12 protein-coding genes are annotated in these 16,600 nt (G+C 71.6%); 3 read left to right on the top strand and 9 right to left on the bottom strand.

Annotated features, from left to right (window positions below; all coding sequences use genetic code 11):
* The first annotated feature begins 162 nt into the window (after positions 1-162).
* Positions 163-1,200, top strand: coding sequence for a glycosyltransferase family 2 protein (locus ACIQAC_RS35885; RefSeq protein ID WP_402198823.1), 1,038 nt, complete (start codon positions 163-165; stop codon positions 1,198-1,200).
* Positions 1,201-1,206: 6 nt separating this feature from the next.
* Here ACIQAC_RS35885 and ACIQAC_RS35880 read toward each other — a convergent pair whose 3' ends face one another.
* From ACIQAC_RS35880 to ACIQAC_RS35860, 5 genes are all read right to left on the bottom strand, one after another.
* On the bottom strand, positions 1,207-2,844 hold the full coding sequence (locus tag ACIQAC_RS35880) for an LCP family protein (protein ID WP_402198821.1): 1,638 nt from the start codon (positions 2,842-2,844) through the stop codon (positions 1,207-1,209).
* A gap of 100 nt (positions 2,845-2,944) precedes the next feature.
* A complete protein-coding gene (locus ACIQAC_RS35875; protein ID WP_402199063.1) occupies positions 2,945-4,570 on the bottom strand; it encodes an LCP family protein in 1,626 nt (541 codons plus the stop codon).
* 318 nt (positions 4,571-4,888) lie between these two features.
* Positions 4,889-6,652, bottom strand: coding sequence for an LCP family protein (locus tag ACIQAC_RS35870; protein WP_402198818.1), 1,764 nt, complete (start codon positions 6,650-6,652; stop codon positions 4,889-4,891).
* 253 nt (positions 6,653-6,905) lie between these two features.
* Positions 6,906-8,081 (bottom strand): LCP family protein, encoded by a 1,176-nt coding sequence (locus tag ACIQAC_RS35865; RefSeq protein ID WP_402198815.1) that lies wholly within the window; start codon positions 8,079-8,081, stop codon positions 6,906-6,908.
* A 600-nt stretch (positions 8,082-8,681) separates the two neighbouring features.
* Positions 8,682-9,440: a TIGR03089 family protein gene (locus ACIQAC_RS35860; protein ID WP_402198813.1), complete on the bottom strand. Its 759-nt coding sequence runs from the start codon at positions 9,438-9,440 to the stop codon at positions 8,682-8,684.
* A gap of 129 nt (positions 9,441-9,569) precedes the next feature.
* Between ACIQAC_RS35860 and ACIQAC_RS35855 the strand changes: the two genes are divergently transcribed.
* Positions 9,570-10,874 carry a peptidoglycan recognition protein gene (locus ACIQAC_RS35855; RefSeq protein WP_402198812.1) on the top strand — a complete coding sequence of 435 codons (1,305 nt, stop codon included), beginning with the start codon at positions 9,570-9,572 and terminating at the stop codon, positions 10,872-10,874.
* A gap of 167 nt (positions 10,875-11,041) precedes the next feature.
* Positions 11,042-12,124, top strand: a complete 1,083-nt coding sequence (locus ACIQAC_RS35850) for a sugar phosphate nucleotidyltransferase (protein ID WP_402198809.1) — start codon at positions 11,042-11,044, stop codon at positions 12,122-12,124.
* Positions 12,125-12,485: 361 nt separating this feature from the next.
* Here the strand turns inward: ACIQAC_RS35850 and ACIQAC_RS35845 are convergent, their stop codons facing one another.
* The 4 genes from ACIQAC_RS35845 to ACIQAC_RS35830 all read right to left on the bottom strand — a co-directional run bounded on the left by ACIQAC_RS35845 (position 12,486) and on the right by ACIQAC_RS35830 (position 16,389).
* A complete protein-coding gene (locus ACIQAC_RS35845; protein ID WP_402198807.1) occupies positions 12,486-13,490 on the bottom strand; it encodes a DNA-3-methyladenine glycosylase family protein in 1,005 nt (334 codons plus the stop codon).
* Positions 13,491-13,582: 92 nt separating this feature from the next.
* Positions 13,583-14,899: a coenzyme F420-0:L-glutamate ligase gene (locus ACIQAC_RS35840; RefSeq protein WP_402198806.1), complete on the bottom strand. Its 1,317-nt coding sequence runs from the start codon at positions 14,897-14,899 to the stop codon at positions 13,583-13,585.
* A complete protein-coding gene (gene cofD / locus ACIQAC_RS35835) occupies positions 14,896-15,855 on the bottom strand; it encodes a 2-phospho-L-lactate transferase (RefSeq protein WP_402198805.1) in 960 nt (319 codons plus the stop codon). The genes ACIQAC_RS35840 and cofD overlap by 4 nt, the downstream gene beginning before the upstream one ends.
* A gap of 33 nt (positions 15,856-15,888) precedes the next feature.
* The gene (locus ACIQAC_RS35830) at positions 15,889-16,389 is read right to left on the bottom strand and encodes a cysteine dioxygenase (protein ID WP_402198802.1); all 501 of its coding nucleotides are present in this window, start codon (positions 16,387-16,389) and stop codon (positions 15,889-15,891) included.
* Positions 16,390-16,600: the final 211 nt, after the last annotated feature.

Here is a 16,600-nt window from a genome sequence, read left to right as displayed (position 1 = left end):
GGGGACACCTCCGGCGGAGCCTGGTGCGGCCGGCCCGGTCGGGAGAGGGGCCTGGCCATGCGCGGGATCCGTGTGAACGGTAGGCCCATACGATCTGTGGCCCGGTGCAGCGCACCCGGCGGCGCGCAAGCGTGTCCCCCGTTCGCGGTAACGTGAGCACCGATGAACGCCAACTCCCAGATGCCGCTCCCCGCCGTATCCGTGATCATGCCCGTCCTCAACGAGGAACGGCATCTGCGCGGAGCCGTCCACGCGATCCTCGCGCAGGAGTACGCCGGCGAGATGGAGGTCGTGATCGCCCTCGGTCCCTCCACGGACCGTACGGACGAGATCGCGGCCGAGCTCGTACGCGAAGACTCCCGCGTGCACACCGTCCCGAACCCGACGGGCCGGACACCGGCCGCGCTGAACGCCGCGATCAAGGCGTCCCGCCATCCGGTCGTCGTCCGCGTCGACGGCCACGGCATGCTCTCGCCGAACTACATCGCCACGGCCGTACGGCTGCTCGCGGAGACCGGCGCGCAGAACGTCGGCGGCATCATGCACGCCGAGGGCGAGACCGACTGGGAGCACGCGGTCGCCGCCGCGATGACCTCGAAGATCGGCGTCGGCAACGCCGCCTTCCACACGGGCGGCGCGGCCGCGTCCGCCGAGACCGTGTACCTGGGTGTCTTCCGCCGCGAGGCGCTGGAGCAACAGGGCGGCTACAACGTGGAGTTCATCCGCGCCCAGGACTGGGAGCTGAACTTCCGGATCCGCGAGGCGGGCGGCCTCATCTGGTTCTCGCCCGAGCTGAAGGTGTCGTACCGCCCCCGGCCGAGCGTGCGCGCCCTCGCCAAGCAGTACAAGGACTACGGCCGTTGGCGCCACGTCGTCGCCCGCTACCACGCCGGCTCGATCAACCTGCGCTACCTCGCCCCGCCGACCGCCGTCTGCGCGATCGCGGCGGGCATCGTGGTGGGCCTGGCCGTGACCCCGCGGGCGCTGGTCGTCCCGGCCGGCTATCTCGCGGCGATCATCGCGGGCTCGGTCCCGGCGGGCCGCGGGCTGCCGCTGAAGGCGCGCCTCCAGATCCCCGTCGCCCTCGCCACCATGCACATGTCGTGGGGCTGGGGCTTCCTGACCAGCCCCAGGTCCCTGGCCAGGAAGGTCATCGCGTCCCGCCGCCCGGCGGTCCTGGCCTCCGACACCGCGAGCTGACCGCCGTCACCAGCTGAAGTTCGGGTCCACCTTCATGCAGGCCTCGTCGTCGGCGCCGTTGAGGGCCTCCGCCGACTCGGGGGTCTTGTTGTCCACCTTCGGCGCCTTGTAGGCGTTGCCCTCGCGCCAGTCGGCGCCCACGACGAGGGTGACGCCGGAGACGTCCGTGGTGCGCTGCACGGCGCTCGCCGGGATGCCGAGCGACTCGGCGACGCTGCGCGCGTCGCCCTCCAGGTCGGCGCTCGGGTAGCGGACGACCGTACGGGCCTCGGTCAGTGCCGAGGTGGTGTCCGCGGTGGCCTCGGTGAAGCCCTTCTCCTTCAGCAGGTCGGCGACGGTGCTCGCGCGGCCCTGCGCCGGGCCCAGGGCGTCCGTACGGGTGCCGTTGCGGACCTGGACCGCGATCTGCGCGTCGGGCGCCGCCGGGTCGGACGACGGCTCCTTCGCCGCCGGCTTGTTCGGCTCGTCCCGGCCGTCGAGCGCGATGTCCTCGCGGACCAGCCGGAACAGCTGCTCGGCGTCCTCCGTCGGCTCCACCCGGGCGCCCACGTACCGGTTGGGCATCGTGGTCATGGTGACGCGCTTCGGCTCGACCTTGCGCAGCTCGTTGCTGAGGTCGTAGAGCTTCTTGACGGTGTCCAGGCCCTGGTCGACCGTGAGGGCCCTCGTGGCCTGCTCGGCGAGGCCCAGGAGCTTGTTCGGGTTGCTGAGGGTGGCGTTCTCGCGCAGGGTGCGGATCATCGAGTTCATGTACATGTGCTGGGCCTTGGCGCGGCCCAGGTCGCTGCCGTCCTCGAAGCCGTAGCGCGTGCGCAGCCACTGGAGCGCCTGCTCGCCCTTGATCGCGTGGGTGCCCTTCTCCAGGCGCAGTCCGGAGCCGTGGCCCATGCTGTCGCGGGAGTGGATGTTGGCGTCCACGCACACGGGGACGCCGCCTATCGCGTCCGCCATCGCGACCACACCCGAGAAGTCGACCATCATGAAGTGGTCGATACGGATGCCGGTGAGCTCCTGCCAGGTCGCCACCGTGCAGCCCGGTCCGCCGTGGCCGAGGCTCTGGTTGGTCATCGCGCGGCCGTCGCTCGCCGGGTACACCTCGCCGTCGTCGGGGTCGGTGCACTTCGGGATCTTCACGAGGGTGTCGCGGGGCATGCTGATGACCGACATGTTGGTGCGGTCGGCCGAGACGTGCACCAGCATCTGGACGTCCGCGAGCGGTGCGGCGCCGAACGTCTCGCGGGCGCCGCCGAGGTTCTGGTTCTCCTCGGTGTCGCGCGCGTCCGAGCCGATGACCAGGATGTTCAGCGGTGTCTGCCCGGCCGCGTTCGGCGTCGGGGCGGCGACCTTGCTGTCGCCGAGGTTCAGATGGTCCTTCTTCAGGTTGTCGTTGAGGTGCTGGTAGTAGACGTACCCGGCGCAGGCCGCGCCGAGTGTCACCACGGCGAGACCCAGCGCCGTCCACTTCAGGACCCGCCGCCGGCGCCCGTTCCCGCGCCGGGCGGTGCCCGTGGCGGGCGCCGTGCCGTCCGGCGGTCTCTTGCCCGGCCCCGGCCCCGGCTCGCCCGGTCCGTCCGTACCGTCGCCCCCGGCCGGTCCGGGCCTGCGCGGGGCGCTCGCGAGCGCCGCCTCCCCCTGCTGCTTCATATGTCCGTCCCCTGCCCAGCCCTGCGCCGCCGGACGGTCCCGCCCCACGGCCGCCCTCGTCATCACCACGTCGAAGTCGAAATCACCACGTGCACCGGCTCTACCAGCGGTAGGGCGCGTACACGTCCATGCACTGACCGCTGTCCGATCCGTTGATGGCGTCGGCGTTCTCCGGCACGTCACCGGCCTCCGGCGCCGACTCCCTGGGCAGGGCCGTCCCCGAACGCCAGTCGGCTCCCACGGTGACGGTGACGCCGGACACGTCCGTGGTCCGCCGTACCGCGTCCGCGGGAATCCCCAGCGACTTGGCGACCCGCAGGGCGTCGCCCTCCAGATCCGCACTCGGGTACCCGACGAACGTCCGTTCCACGCCCAGCGGTGCCGAGGAGTCCGCCCGCGCCTGGGTGAAGCCCTTGTCGACGAGCAGCCCGGTGATCGCGCGTGCCCGGCCGGGCACGGCCGGCTCCGCGTCCGTGCGGGTGCCGTTGCGCACCTGCACGGCGATCTCGTCGTCCGCCGCCACCGGATCGTCCGACGTCTTCTCCTTGGCCGGGTCCGGCTTCTTCTTCGAGGCGCCGCCGTTGTCGTCGAACGGCACGTCGTCGCGGAGCATCGTCCACACCTTCTCGGCGTCCGCGCCGGCCGGCACCACGTGGTTCGGGTCTTCCGGGTCCTGGGCGTTCGGCATCGTCGTCATGGTGATGCGGTTCGTCGGCACCGTCTTGAGCTGCATGCCCAGGTCGTACAGCTTCTTGACCGTGCCGATCTCCTCGGACACCGTCAGCGACTTGGTGGCCGACTCGGCCAGCCCCATCAGCCGGCCGGTGTCCGTGAACACGCTCTGGTCCTTCAGCGTGCGGATCATCGAGTTCATGTACATGTGCTGGGCCCTGGCCCGCAGCAGGTCACTGCCCCACGCGTGCCGGGTGCGCAGCCACTGGAGCGCCTGCTTGCCCTGCACCTTCTTGGTGCCGGCCGTCAGCTTCAGCCCGGAGCCGCCGGGGACCCCCGGCAGCGGACGGTCCCACACGTTCTGGTTCACACAGACCTCGACGCCACCGATCGCGTCGGCCATGCTCACCACGCCCGCGAAGTCGATCGTCATCCAGTGGTCGATGTAGACACCGGTGAGGTTCTGCCAGGTGTCCAGCGTGCAGCCGGCGCCACCGCGGGCCAGCGACTCGTTGATGATGGTGTTGGTCGCCGGGAAGTCCTCACCGGTGTCCGGGTCCTTGCACGCGGGGATGTCGACCCGGGTGTCACGCGGAATGGTCACCACGGCGGCGCTCTTGCGGTCCGCCGACAGGTGGATGAGCATCTGTACGTCGCCCAGCGGGGGATTGCCGCGGGTGTCCCGGCTGCCGCCCAGCGCCACGTTCGCGTCCGAGGCCCGGCTGTCCGAGCCGATCAGCAGGATGTTCATCGGCGTCTGCCCGGCCGCGTTCGGTGCCGTACGCTCCGCCTTCGAGTCGCCGCTGCTGCGCTCGCCCTTCTCGATGTTGCCGTTGAGGTGCCGGTAGTAGAGATACCCGGCCCCCGACGTCCCCAGGATCACCACGGACAGCGCGGTCACCGACCAGCGCAGCAGCCGCCCGCGCCGGGGCCGCCCGGTCCCGCCCGTCCCGGTCCCGCCCGTCCCGGTCCCGGCGCGCCCGGGGGGCCGTACGCCCGCCCCGTGCCGGTGCGCCTTCGCGAGGCTCTCCCGCTCCCGCGGCGTGAGGGACATGGTGTCCTCGACCGCGGGTATGTCCCCCTCCACACTGCTCCGGCTCAACTCCCCGCCCCTCCCCGCCGCTTGCCGTCCCCGTCGACATCGGTCGGCCACCTGTCAGACCCTCCTGGGCCGGACCGGGTTGGCCACGCATGTGCAAAATCCGCGCTCGGCGCGGCAGCGGGCGGCGACGGATCAACGGACGATCGACGAACCGGTGTCCTACAACAGACCGGCAAGAGGGCCGCAGGGTTGTACGGAAACGGCCTTCGTGCCCACAAGTGCGACCGCGCGCCCCCGTACGGGACGCGCGGCCATGTTCGGCTCAGCGGCTCAGCTCGCGCACTTGACCTGGTCGGCCGTGGACTTGTCCACGTCGGGCGCCTTCGCCGAACCGGTCACCGGGATACCGGCGCCCTTGAAGTCCTTGCCGAGGATCAGCGTCATCGTCGGCAGGCCCTGCGCGTTGGTGACACTCTCGCCCGGCTTCAGCGCCGAACCCGGCAGCCCCATGATCTCGGCGAGCTTGCGTGCCTGGTCCGCCTGGTCGGGGGCGTACTCCAGCGAGGTCTTGGCCTGGTCGGCATCCGCGTTGCCCGCGTTCTCCGACTTGGAGACACCCTCCTCGGTCTGCAACCAGGACAGGGCGGCCTGCGCCGAGCCGGCCTCCGCGCCGCCGTTGAGGACCTGCACCCGGACCTCGGAGGCCTCGGACTTGGTGCCCTTCAGACGCTTGGCCGCCTCGGCGGCCGCGGCGTCCTTCGAGGCCTCTTCCTTCTTCTTGACCTCGGTCAGGGAGACGTCGTTGTTGATGGCGTCGAAGAGCTCGGGGGCCTGCGCCTCGTCGACCACGACCGTCGCCTTGACGACCTCGGTCGGGTTGTCCTTCACGGGTACCGTGGTGAAGGAGATGTTCTTCGGCGGAACCTTCTTCAGTTCAAGCGCCACGTCCTTGAGCGTGCTCACCTTGCCGATGGCGCTGTCCACGGTGAGCGCCTTGGTGGCCGCCTCGGCGAGGCCGAGCAGCTTCGTCGGGTTGGTCAGCGTGTCGCTGGAGGACATCTTCCGCATCAGCGAACCGAGGAACTGCTGCTGCACCTTGATCCGGTCCAGGTCGCCCTGGTTGCCCCAGCTGTGCCGGGTACGGACGAAGGCCAGCGCCTGCTCGCCCTCGATCGTCGACTCGCCCGCGGGCAGCTTCAGCTTGGAGTCCGGGTCGTCGACCGGCTCCTCCACACAGACGTCGACGCCGCCCACCGCGGTGGTCAGCGTCTTGATCGCGTTGAAGTCGGCCATCATGAAGTGGTTCGGCTTGATGCCGGTCACCTCCTCGACCGTGCGCATGGTGCAGCCCGCGTCCCGGCCCTCCTGGCCGAGGCTGGTGTTGAAGCGGACACCGGTGGAGCCCGCCACGACCTCCTCGGAACCGTCCGCATGCTTCGTCGGGCAGTCCGGGATGTCCACGATCAGGTCGCGCGGAATGCTCATCGCGGTGGCGTTGGTGCGGTCCTTGGAGACGTGCAGCAGGATCGTGGTGTCCGCGTGTCCCGCGCTGCCCGAGTCGCCGTAGTCCTCGTTGCCCGCACCGGTGCGCTTGTCGGTGCCGAGCAGCAGGATGTTGAAGGCCTCGTCCTTGCTGAAGTTGCTGGAGCCCGCGTCGCCGACGTCCGTCGTACTGACGTTGCCTTCCAGGTGCTTCAGATAGAGGTAGCCGCCGACGCCCGCCGTGACCAGTACGAAGGCCATCGAGCCGCCGGTCCACACCAGCGCCTTCTTCGCCTTCGACTTCTTCGCGGGCCGCCGCCCGCGCCGCGTCGGCACCGGCTCCTCGGGCCCGGTGCGCCGGCGTCGCGGCGGCGGGACCTCACGGCCGGGAGCGGCGCGCCCCGGTGTCTCGCGGTCCGGCGGTGCCTCCCGGCTCCCGCGTCCGCGCACATCGGAGTCACCACGCGGCCGAGCCGCTCTGCGTGGTCCCGGCACCGGCGACTGCGGTGCGGAAGGACTCAGTCGCAGTTCGTATTCGCCGGTGTCCGGGTTGAGCACCCACTGGTCTGCGGGGTCGATGTTCTCCGCCCGCCCACGGCCTTGCGCGTCCACGGTTGTCTGAATCCTCCGTCGGGGCCACGCGGCGCCTTCCCCCTCAAAGGCGCTCGGGTCTCGTACAAACAGTGCGCGACGCCACAACGAACGTGGGTCGGGTACACCGAAGCGCTCACACTATCCGCCCAGTTCAGCGTGGAGCGACGACGGTGACAAATTCCACGCCCCTACAACTGGGCAATCCCGCCCATTTCTTTGAACACCGGTACACCGGCTTGGGACTCGCTTTACCCGAAGTCGCCTTCACGGCTCATCGGCAGCTGTCCTCGGCCGCCGTGTTCCCCTCGAAAGTGGGTTCCGGCGAGGCCTCGGGACCGGATTCTCCCGACTCCTCGCCGGCCTTCTGCCGGGCCACCGCGACGGGTGCGTCCTTGCGCAGATGTTCGAAGAGTCGCTCGGCCTCAGGTTCCACCAACTGGTCGCGATTGGCGTTGTAAACGTACGACTCCCTCGGAACCGTAAGGAATTGCACACGTTCGGTAGGGATGTCGCGCAGTCCGCGAACGAGTTCGTACAAACCCCGCAGACTCGCCAGCCCCGGGTCCGTCGTCAACGACGACGTGGCCGCGTCCAGCACGGGATAGAGCTTCGCCGGATTCAGCAGTACGTCATTGCCGCGGACCTTCTTCACCAGGGCCGCCAGGAACCGCTGTTGCCGGTCCATCCGGTCGGTGTCGCTGCCGTTGCCGAGCGACTTGCGGACCCGGACGTAACCGAGTGCCTCCTCGCCGTCGAGCGTCACCCGCCCGGCGGGCAGCCGGAGTTTGGCGTCCTTGTCGCGGATCGGTTGCGCCAGGCAGATCTCGACGCCGTCGAGAGCGTCCACCATCTCCTTGAAACCGCTGAAGTCCACCACCATGTGATGGTCGATCCGCACATCCGTCATTTTCTCGACCGTACGGATCGTGCACGCCGAACCGCCGGTCTCGAAGGCGTAGTTGAACATCGCGAACATCGGCTCGGCACGGGCCCCGTCCGGGGTGCGGCAGCCCGGCACGTCCACCATCAGGTCGCGGGGCAGGGAGACGGCGGTCGCGCTCTCCCGGTCCGCCGCGACATGCAGCAGGATCGTGGTGTCGGAACGCTCGGTGCCGTTGTCGCGGCCGTACTTCCGGTTGCCCTCGCCGGCCCGCGAGTCCGAACCGATCAGCAGGATGTTCTGCGCGCCCTTCACCACTGAGGTGGGGCGCTCCTTCTCGTACCGGGCGAGTTCCGCGGCCGCGTCCTCGTCGGGGGTGATGTTGCCGTCCAGCTTGGCGTAGACGGCCCAGCCGGTGCCGACGGCTGCGGTGACGAGGACGGTCGCGGCGAGGGCGGTGCCGCGGGTCCATCGCCTGCGGCGCCTGCGTTTCAGTCCGTCGCCGGTGGCCGAGGATCCGACGCCGGGGCCCGCCCGCCCGGAAGGCCCACCTGCGGTGTCGCTCACGTCGGTCCACCCCTCATGGCGTACGAGCGCGTCGCCCTGCACGTACGACGATGCCGTGCCCTGCGCGAGCAGGCGTCCCGAAAGCCCCAAACGGGTGACGCGCCCTGCCGGGAGGGGGGCTGGACGAGGCCGCGGTTCGGGCACGGGCCCGGCGGGGGCGGCCGCGGTTCGGGCGCGCGCCCGGTGGGGGCGGCCGCGGTTCGGGCGCGGGCCCGGTGGGGGCTGGTCGCGCAGTTCCCCGCGCCCCTACCCGGCATCACCAGGCACCTGCCCCAAGCCGCACCCACCCAGGCGCGCGAGGAACTGCGCGCCCAACCCCCACCGGGCCCGCACTCGACCGACAACCGTTCGCCCCCGAGGGGCGCGGGGAACTGCGCGCTCAACCCCCACCGCACCGCACTCGACCGACAACCGTTCGCCCCCGAGGGGCGCGGGGAACTGCGCGCTCAACCCCCACCGGGCCGCGCTCGACCGGCGACCGTTCACCCCGAGGGGCGCGGGGAACTGCGCGGTTAAGCCCCACCGGGCCGCGCTCGACCGGCGACCGGTTGCCCCCAGGGGCGCGGGGAACTGCGCGATCGGCGTTGAGCCATACCGCGCTCACACGGCCGTAGCCGTCACCCGCTCGCTCTCCACCCGCCTGGCAAGCGCCTCCTCACCCAGCTGGTCCAGATTCCGGACCAGCACCACAGACCCCCCACTCGCCAACGGCGAGAACAACCCGGCGCTCAGCCCCTCCCACGTGTCGTAGGACAGCCCCGACAGCAGTCGGGCCCCGGGCCCGGTGAGCCCAAGACTCCCGGCGTCGGCGACAGCCCGCCGGACCACATCCGCGCCCGAGAACTCCGCGCCGGCCACGACCAGCGAAGCCGCCTCCGCATCGACCACCGCATACGGCACAAACCGATCCCCATGACTGGGCACGTCCACGGCGTAATCCGCATACCCCTCCGGCGGCCCCGGAATGAAGCGCCGGCCAAGAGGCGCAAGCGACAGCGCGTACCGCTCGCCCCGGCAGGCGCGCCCCGCCTCGACGGAGTCGGGCCCGGTGACCACGAAGTCCGCCTTCGAAGGGTCACCGCCCACGTCGGCGACCACGCCGACCGACGCGCACGCCAGCAGCCAGACCGCCGTCTGCCAGTGCGCGGGCAGCAGCAGCGCGACCCGGTCACCGGGTTCGGCGGAGAGACCGTCCTGGAGGAGGTTCGAGGTCTTGGCCACCCAATTGGCGAAGGTGGCGACGGACAATTCGACACGTTCACCCGTGGCGTCGTCGTAGAAGGTCACGAGCGGGCGGGCCGGATCCGCGGCGAGCGCGGAACGCAGCAGGTCGGCAGGGGTGCGATCGGTGGCGTTCACCCGGGAAAGCGTACGCGCGCAGACGCCCCCCGGCCGAGCCCTCCCGTCCCCGGTTCGGCCCAGCGCGCCCCGACACCCCGTCAATTCCGCTATGGACAGATACGTATGACTATGTCCAAGATCAGGAGCATGCGTGGATTCCTTGCCTCCGCCATCGGCGTCACCTGTACGGCCGCCCTCGCTCTCCCCCTGACCCTGCCCGCGGCCCCGGCGGCCGCCCGGCAGGAGTCGTCGGCGACAGCGTCCAGCGACGGATCCGACACGACCGGCGTCCCCGGCAGCACACAGTCCCTCGCGCTCGCCCCCCTCTCCGGCGACCGCTCCCTCGGCTCGGCCCTCGAAGGGCTGGCACGCCGGGACGTCCAGCACTTCTCACTCCTCGGGGTCGTCTGGGACGACCCCGACGTCACCCTCCACGGCCGAGTCCAGGTCCGTACCCGTGCCGTCGACACCGGCATCTGGTCCGGCTGGCAGGACCTGGAGACGCACAACGACGCGCACTCCGCCGACCCCGACACCGCCGAACGCTCCTCGGGCCGCGTCCGCGGCGCCACCGCCCCGCTGTGGGTGGGGGAGTCGGACGGCGTGGAGGTACGGGTGCAGGCACAGGCCGAGGAGACCGCCTCGCGCGGCGCCGACACCTCCGCCATCCTCCCGGCGGGCCTGCGGATCGAACTGATCGACCCCGGCGTCACCGGCGAGAGCCCGGTCACCGGCACGACCGCCGAGCCCCTGGAGTTCCCCGCCCTCACCCAGGCGGAGACCGAGCGCGAACTGTCGGCGGGCGGCTCGGGAGTCGTCACCGCGGGCGCCCCGCAGGCGAAGCCGTACATCGGCCCGCGGCCCAAGATCACCACCCGCAAGGGCTGGGGAGCCGACGAGTCGCTGCGCGAGAAGGGCTTCGTCTACACGAAGAAGGTCGCGGCGGCCTTCGTCCACCACACCGCCACCGGCAACAACTACCAGTGCGCCGACGCGCCCTCCGTCATTCGCGGTATCTACCGCTACCACGTCAAGAGCATGGGCTGGCGGGACATCGGCTACAACTTCCTCGTCGACAAGTGCGGAAACATCTACGAGGGCAGGGCCGGGGGTGTGGCCAAGCCGGTGCTCGGCGCGCACACCCTCGGTTTCAACACCAACAGCATGGGGATCGCTGCCATCGGCACGTTCAACTCCACCAAGCCGTCGGGGGTCGCCGTGACGGCCGTCGCCCGGCTCAGCGCGTGGAAGCTCGGCATCTGGGGCGCCAACCCGAAGGCGAAGACGTATCTCAAGTCCGGTGGCGGAAATCTCTACACAAAGGGTAAGAATGTTCAACTGAATGTGATCTCCGGTCACCGGGACGGCTTCGCAACGGACTGTCCGGGCGCCAAGCTGTACGACAAGCTCGGCACAATCCGCGCCGACGCGGCCCGCTTCCAGGGGCGCTGAGCAGGCCGGCAGCACCGGGGAACCATTCAGTGGGGGGCAAGTTCGCAGCCGTCGGGGGGGAAGGACGCGATCACCGCACGGCCGTCGAAGGCGCCGGAAACAGTCTGCATACACTGACCGGCCGAAAGGCATGCTCGGCCGGTCCCGGCAGGAAGCAGAGACGACAGGTGACAGAAGCGATCCTCCTGGTCGGCGGCAAAGGCACCCGGCTGCGCCCGCTCACGGTGCACACGCCGAAGCCGATGGTCAGGGCGGCGGGGGTGCCGTTCCTCACGCATCAGCTGGCGCGTGCGCGGGCGGCGGGCGTCGAGCACATCGTGCTCGCCACGTCCTATCTGGCCGAGGTCTTCGAGCCGCACTTCGGTGACGGCTCGGCCCTCGGACTGCACATCGAGTACGTCACCGAGGACGAGCCCCTCGGCACCGGCGGCGCCATCCGCAACGTGGCGTCACGGCTGCACTCGGGCCCCGACGACCCGGTGCTCGTCTTCAACGGCGACATCCTGACCGGCCTGGACATCAGGGCGCTGGTGCGGACCCACGAGTCGACCGGCGCGGACGTCTCCCTGCATCTGACGCAGGTCACCGACCCGCGGGCGTACGGTCTGGTCCCCACGGACGAGACGGGCCGGGTGACGGCGTTCCTGGAGAAACCCCAGACGCCGGAGGAGATCGTCACCGACCAGATCAACGCGGGCGCGTACGTCTTCCGTCGCTCGCTCATCGACACCATTCCGGCGGGCCGGCCGGTCTCGGTGGAGCGTGAGACGTTCCCCGACCTGCTCTCCGCCGGGGCGCATCTCCAGGGCATGGTCGACTCGACGTACTGGCTGGACCTCGGCACACCGGCCGCGTTCGTACGGGGCTCGGCGGACCTGGTGCTCGGGCGGGCCCCGTCGCCGGCGGTCCCCGGCCGCTGCGGCGACCGGCTGGTCCTGCCCACGGCCCGGGTGGCGCCGGACGCCAAGCTGGCGGGTGGCACGGTGGTGGGCGAGGGCGCGTTCGTGGCGCGGGGCGCCCGGGTGTTCGGCAGCACGATCCTGCCGGGTGCGGTCATCGAACCCGGCGCGGTCATCACCGACTCGCTCATCGGGACGCGGGCCCGGATAGGTGAGCGGGCCGTGCTCACGGGGACGGTCATCGGGGACGGTGCGTTCGTCGGGCCTGACAACGAGCTCCGCTCCGGGGCGCGCGTCTGGTGCGACGCCCAGATCCCCCCGGCATCCGTCCGCTTCTCCTCAGACCAGTAACTCCCCGGGGGCGCGGGGCCGCCGGCCCAACTCCTCGCGCCCCTGCGAAGGTTGTCGTTCGGCCGCGGCCCGGTGGGGGCTGGTCGCGCAGTTCCCCGCGCCCCTAAAAGCCTCTTCGCGCACCCCACGCCGCCGCGGGCAGCCCCACCCACCGCCGCTGCGGGCAGCAGTGCCGCAGGGTGGCACGGGTGGGCGCGGCGGCACCCCGTCGCGCCGGGCTGCGCAACGCCCCGCGCTCGCCGCCAACGCCGGGGACCTGCGCAACGCCCCGTCCCCCACGCCGGGAACCTGCGCAACGCCCGCCCCGACGCCGGGAACCCGCGCAACGCCCGCCAGGGCAGAACCCTGAAAACCGACGGAGTCACAACGTCCCGATGTCCCACCGCGGCATCTTCGGCGCACGCCGATCCGGCACACGCCCACTCAGCAGAATGAACCGAGCCGCCCGATGCCGCTGCCCGGCATAAGGCTCCAGCAGCTCCAGCATCACCGAGTCATCGGCATACCGGTCCCCGGCCAGCGCGAACCCCACGATCCCCGGCAGATGCAGGTCCCCGACCGTCACCTCGTCCGCCGCCCCATGACTCCGCTGCACGGTCTCCGCGGACGTCCACGGCCCCACCCCCGGCACCACCTCCAGCCGAGCCCGCGCCTCACCCGCCGCCATCGACACCCCCTCCTCCAGCCGCGCGGCGACCCGCACGGCCCGCAGGATCGTCGACGCCCGCTTGTTGTCGACCCCGGCCCGATGCCACTCCCACGACGGAATCAGCGCCCACGTCCGGGCCGCAGGCAGCACGAACAACCCACCCGGCACCGGCGAGGGCCCCGGCGCAGGCTCCCCGAACCTCCGCACCAGCAACCGCCACGCCCGATACGCCTCGTCCGTCGTGACCTTCTGCTCCAGGATCGACGGGATCAGCGACTCCATCACCAGGCCGGTCCGCGTCAGCCGCAGCCCCGGCCGCCGATGCCGCGCCATCGCCACCACCCGGTGCCGGGGAACGAACGCCGACGGATCGTCCGCGTCCCCCAGGAGCAGCGGAAACTGCTCCAGCAGCCACTGCGCCCCCGGCCCCCACGCCTCCCCGCGCACCTCACCGCCGCGCGCGGACACTCGTAGCGTCCCGGGACCGCCCGGTGTCCGCGCGGTCCGCCACACCGACCCGTCGGGCAGCGCCCGGAACGTCGGATCCGCGGGCCCGCGCCGCAACGGCCCCAGCACCAGCCCCAGATCCAGCGGCTCCTTCGGCACATACGTCCGCACCCGCCCCGGCGCCACCTGCCGCGGCACACCCGCGGGCACCACGACATGGCCCCCGCGCGCCGTCGTACGCGTGGGCCGTGGAGCGAACCGTCCTGCCACGAATGAGATCCCTTGGACTGTGCCGAGCCGTCTGAGGCCCTACAGATCTGAGGCCCTACAGAGTAGGCGCCCGCACCTCTCTGCCCCTCCGGTCAGCGCACCTCGATGAACGTCCCCGCGTCCCTCGCCGGCCGGGGTCTCGGCTCCTCCGCCGGGTGCCCGACCGCCACGGCCCCCATCGGATCCCAGTTCTCCGGCAGCTCCAGCACCTGCCGGACGACGTCCCGGCAGAACATCGTCGACGACACCCATGCCGACCCCAGCCGCTCCCCGGCCAGTGCGACCAGCAGATTCTGTACGCCGGCCCCGGTGGCGACGACGAACATCTCCCGCTCGGCCCCGTCCCGCCGCGGATCGCCGTAGGTGTGCGAGCCGTCCATGACCAGGCACGGCACCACCAGACAAGGCGCGTTGCGCAGCACGTCCCCGCGTCGGACGCGCTTGGCGACGGACTCCTCGCTCTTGCCGTCCCGGCGCAGGTCGGCGATCCACGCGTCACGCATGGCGTCCAGCAGCCGGGTGCGGGACCGCGCCGACTCCAGCAGCACGAACCGCCACGGTGTGGTGTGGTGCGGCGCCGGTGCCGTCACGGCGGCGGCGACCGCGCGGCGGACCGCGCCCGGGTCGACGGGTTCGTCGGCGAAGGCGCGGACCGTGCGCCGCTGGGTCACCGCCTCGCGCACCGCCTCGGAGGTGCCGAGCCGGAACATGTCGTCCCGCGCGGTGCGCACCATGGCCCGCGCGCCCTCGCCGTCCTGCTCCGCGACCACGTGCGCGAGGCCGCGCACCACGGCGACCGGCAGCCCGGCCGCCTTGCCCTTGACCAGATCGCCGGCCGCGGCCAGCTCGTCCGCGGTCGCCACCACGGTCGCGGCCAGCGGATTGCCGTAGGCGTCCGTACCACCGCGCAGATCGTCCAGTACGTGCACACCCGCGGCGCCGATCGCGACGTCGGTGAGCCCGGCGCGCCACGGTCGCCCGAACGTGTCGGTGACGATCACGCCGACATTGACACCCAGCGCGTCCCGCAGCCCCTCGCGCAGGGCGCGCGCGGAGGCGTCCGGGTCCTCGGGCAGCAACAGCACGGTCCCGGCGGGGGTGTTGGAGGCGTCGACGCCGGCCGCGGCCATTACCAGGCCCTGCCGGTTCTCCACGATCCGCAGTGGGCCGCGGCGGGCCACCACCCGTACCGTCTCGGCGTCGATCGCCGCCTCGCGGTCGGTCGCCCCGACGATCCGGCCCTCCGCCTTGGACACGATCTTCGAGGTGACGAGGAGGACGTCCCCGTCGGCCAGACCGGGTCCGGCGGCGGCGATCAGCTTCGCCAGGTCGTCGCCCTGCCGGATCTCCGGGATCCCGGGCACCGCCCAGACCCGGAAGCCCTCGGAAGGAGTCGCGGGTGCGCTCATGCCTCGCGCACCTCCCGCGCGAGCGCGAGCGCGTCGGCGGCCATCCGCGCGGCGGCGTCGACGTCGGTCATCAGCAGCGGGACGGCCCGGCACAGGATGCCGGCGCTCTCGACGCGCTCGACCGAACCGGCGTCCACGGTGTCGACGAGCCAGCCGTCGAGCAGTCCCGAGCCGTAGTGCTCGGCGACCGCCGCCGCCGTGGACTCCACACCCACCGCGGCGAGCACCTTGTCGGCCATCCCGCGCACGGGCGCGTCCCCGACGATCGGGGACAGGCCGACGACGGGCACCCCCGCCTCGGCGATGGCCTCGCGGATGCCGGGCACGGCGAGGATGGTGCCGACGGAGACGACCGGGTTGGACGGCGGGAAGAGGATGACGTCGGCCTCGGCGATCGACTCCAGGACCCCGGGCGCGGGCTTGGCCTGCTCGGCGCCGACCGGCACCACGGCCTCGGCGGGCACGGAGGCCCGCAGCCGCACCCAGTACTCCTGGAAGTGGATCGCCCGCTTCTCGCCGTCCAGCTCGACGGCGACATGGGTCTCGATCCGGTCGTCGGACATCGGGATGAGCCGCACGCCGGGCTTCCACCGGTCGCACAGCGCCTCGGTGACGGCGCTCAGCGGATAGCCCGCGCCGAGCATCTGCGTCCGCACGATGTGCGTGGCGAAGTCCCGGTCGCCGAGGCCGAACCACTCCGGCCCGGCGCCGTACGCCGCGAGCTCCTCCTTCAGATGGAAGGTCTCGGCGTCCCGCCCCCAGCCCTGCTCCTCGTTGATACCGCCCCCGAGCGTGTACATCACCGTGTCGAGGTCCGGGCAGACCTTCAGTCCGAAGAGATGGATGTCGTCGCCGGTGTTGCCGATGACCGTGATGTCCGCGTCCGGCACGGCCTGCTTCAGACCGCGCAGGAACCGGGCACCACCGATGCCGCCTGCCAGAACCACAATGCGCATGGCCCAAGTCTTGCAGGCGGGTACGACAACGCGTCAGGCGGTTTGGGAGACCTGCGCCCCGGCCGTGCAGTGGTGGCTGTGCATGGGCATCTCGGTCAGGCCCGGGTAGTAGACGTGCAGGCTCACCGCGGGTTCCAGGGCGTCGTTGACGACGTCGTGCACATAGCCCGGCGCGAACACCCGCTGCCCGCCGGCCCGCATCGCGCGCGTGCCGCGTTCCGTCCGCTCGGTCAGCGTGCCGCGCAGCACGGTCAGCACACCGGAGGACGGGCCGTGGTCGTGCGGCCCGCTGCCCTGACCGGGCACCCAGGACAGCAGCCAGACCTCGTAGCCGGGCCCGGTGCGCAGCCGGTGGTACCAGCGGCTGGTCGCGTCGTACTCGACCAGGTGCTCCCACTGGGCGGGGTCGGCGGCGATCGCGCGGGCCAGGCCGGCGAACTCGGCGACGGTGGCCGGGTGCTCGCGCGGAGCCTGGAGCAGATGCGGGACCTCAAGGATGTCGCCGGCGATCTGGAGGTCGCTGTCGCTGTTCATGGAGTGCGGTGGTTCCTCGGCGTGAGTGCGGGGGAGCGGTGCTGGATGTCACGTACCGTCCGCCCGGGTCACGGGCGGGAGGGAAGCCCTGGTCCGGGCTAAGGAAACAGCGGCCGAGTCGAGGTCGACTCAAAGGCGGCCGGAGCGCGTTGGGCTCAACAGCCGGAACAGCAACAACAGCTACGACGAGCGTGGGCAGCACCGGGGGACC

The organism is Streptomyces sp. NPDC088387 (genome assembly GCF_044753385.1).
Classification (GTDB): Bacteria; Actinomycetota; Actinomycetes; order Streptomycetales; family Streptomycetaceae; genus Streptomyces.
Note: the sequence above shows the minus strand (reverse complement) of the source record. Positions and strands in the feature narration are given on the sequence as shown.

Excerpts from the sequence above, each read along its gene's own strand:
- ACIQAC_RS35840 (WP_402198806.1), bottom strand. The coding sequence starts at position 14,899 with ATGAGCGCACCCGCGACTCCTTCCGAGGGCTTCCGGGTCTGGGCGGTG.
- ACIQAC_RS35880 (WP_402198821.1), bottom strand. The coding sequence starts at position 2,844 with ATGAAGCAGCAGGGGGAGGCGGCGCTCGCGAGCGCCCCGCGCAGGCCC.
- cofD (WP_402198805.1), bottom strand. The coding sequence starts at position 15,855 with ATGCGCATTGTGGTTCTGGCAGGCGGCATCGGTGGTGCCCGGTTCCTG.
- ACIQAC_RS35885 (WP_402198823.1), top strand. The coding sequence starts at position 163 with ATGAACGCCAACTCCCAGATGCCGCTCCCCGCCGTATCCGTGATCATG.
- ACIQAC_RS35830 (WP_402198802.1), bottom strand. The coding sequence starts at position 16,389 with ATGAACAGCGACAGCGACCTCCAGATCGCCGGCGACATCCTTGAGGTC.
- ACIQAC_RS35855 (WP_402198812.1), top strand. The coding sequence starts at position 9,570 with ATGCGTGGATTCCTTGCCTCCGCCATCGGCGTCACCTGTACGGCCGCC.
- ACIQAC_RS35875 (WP_402199063.1), bottom strand. The coding sequence starts at position 4,570 with ATGTCCCTCACGCCGCGGGAGCGGGAGAGCCTCGCGAAGGCGCACCGG.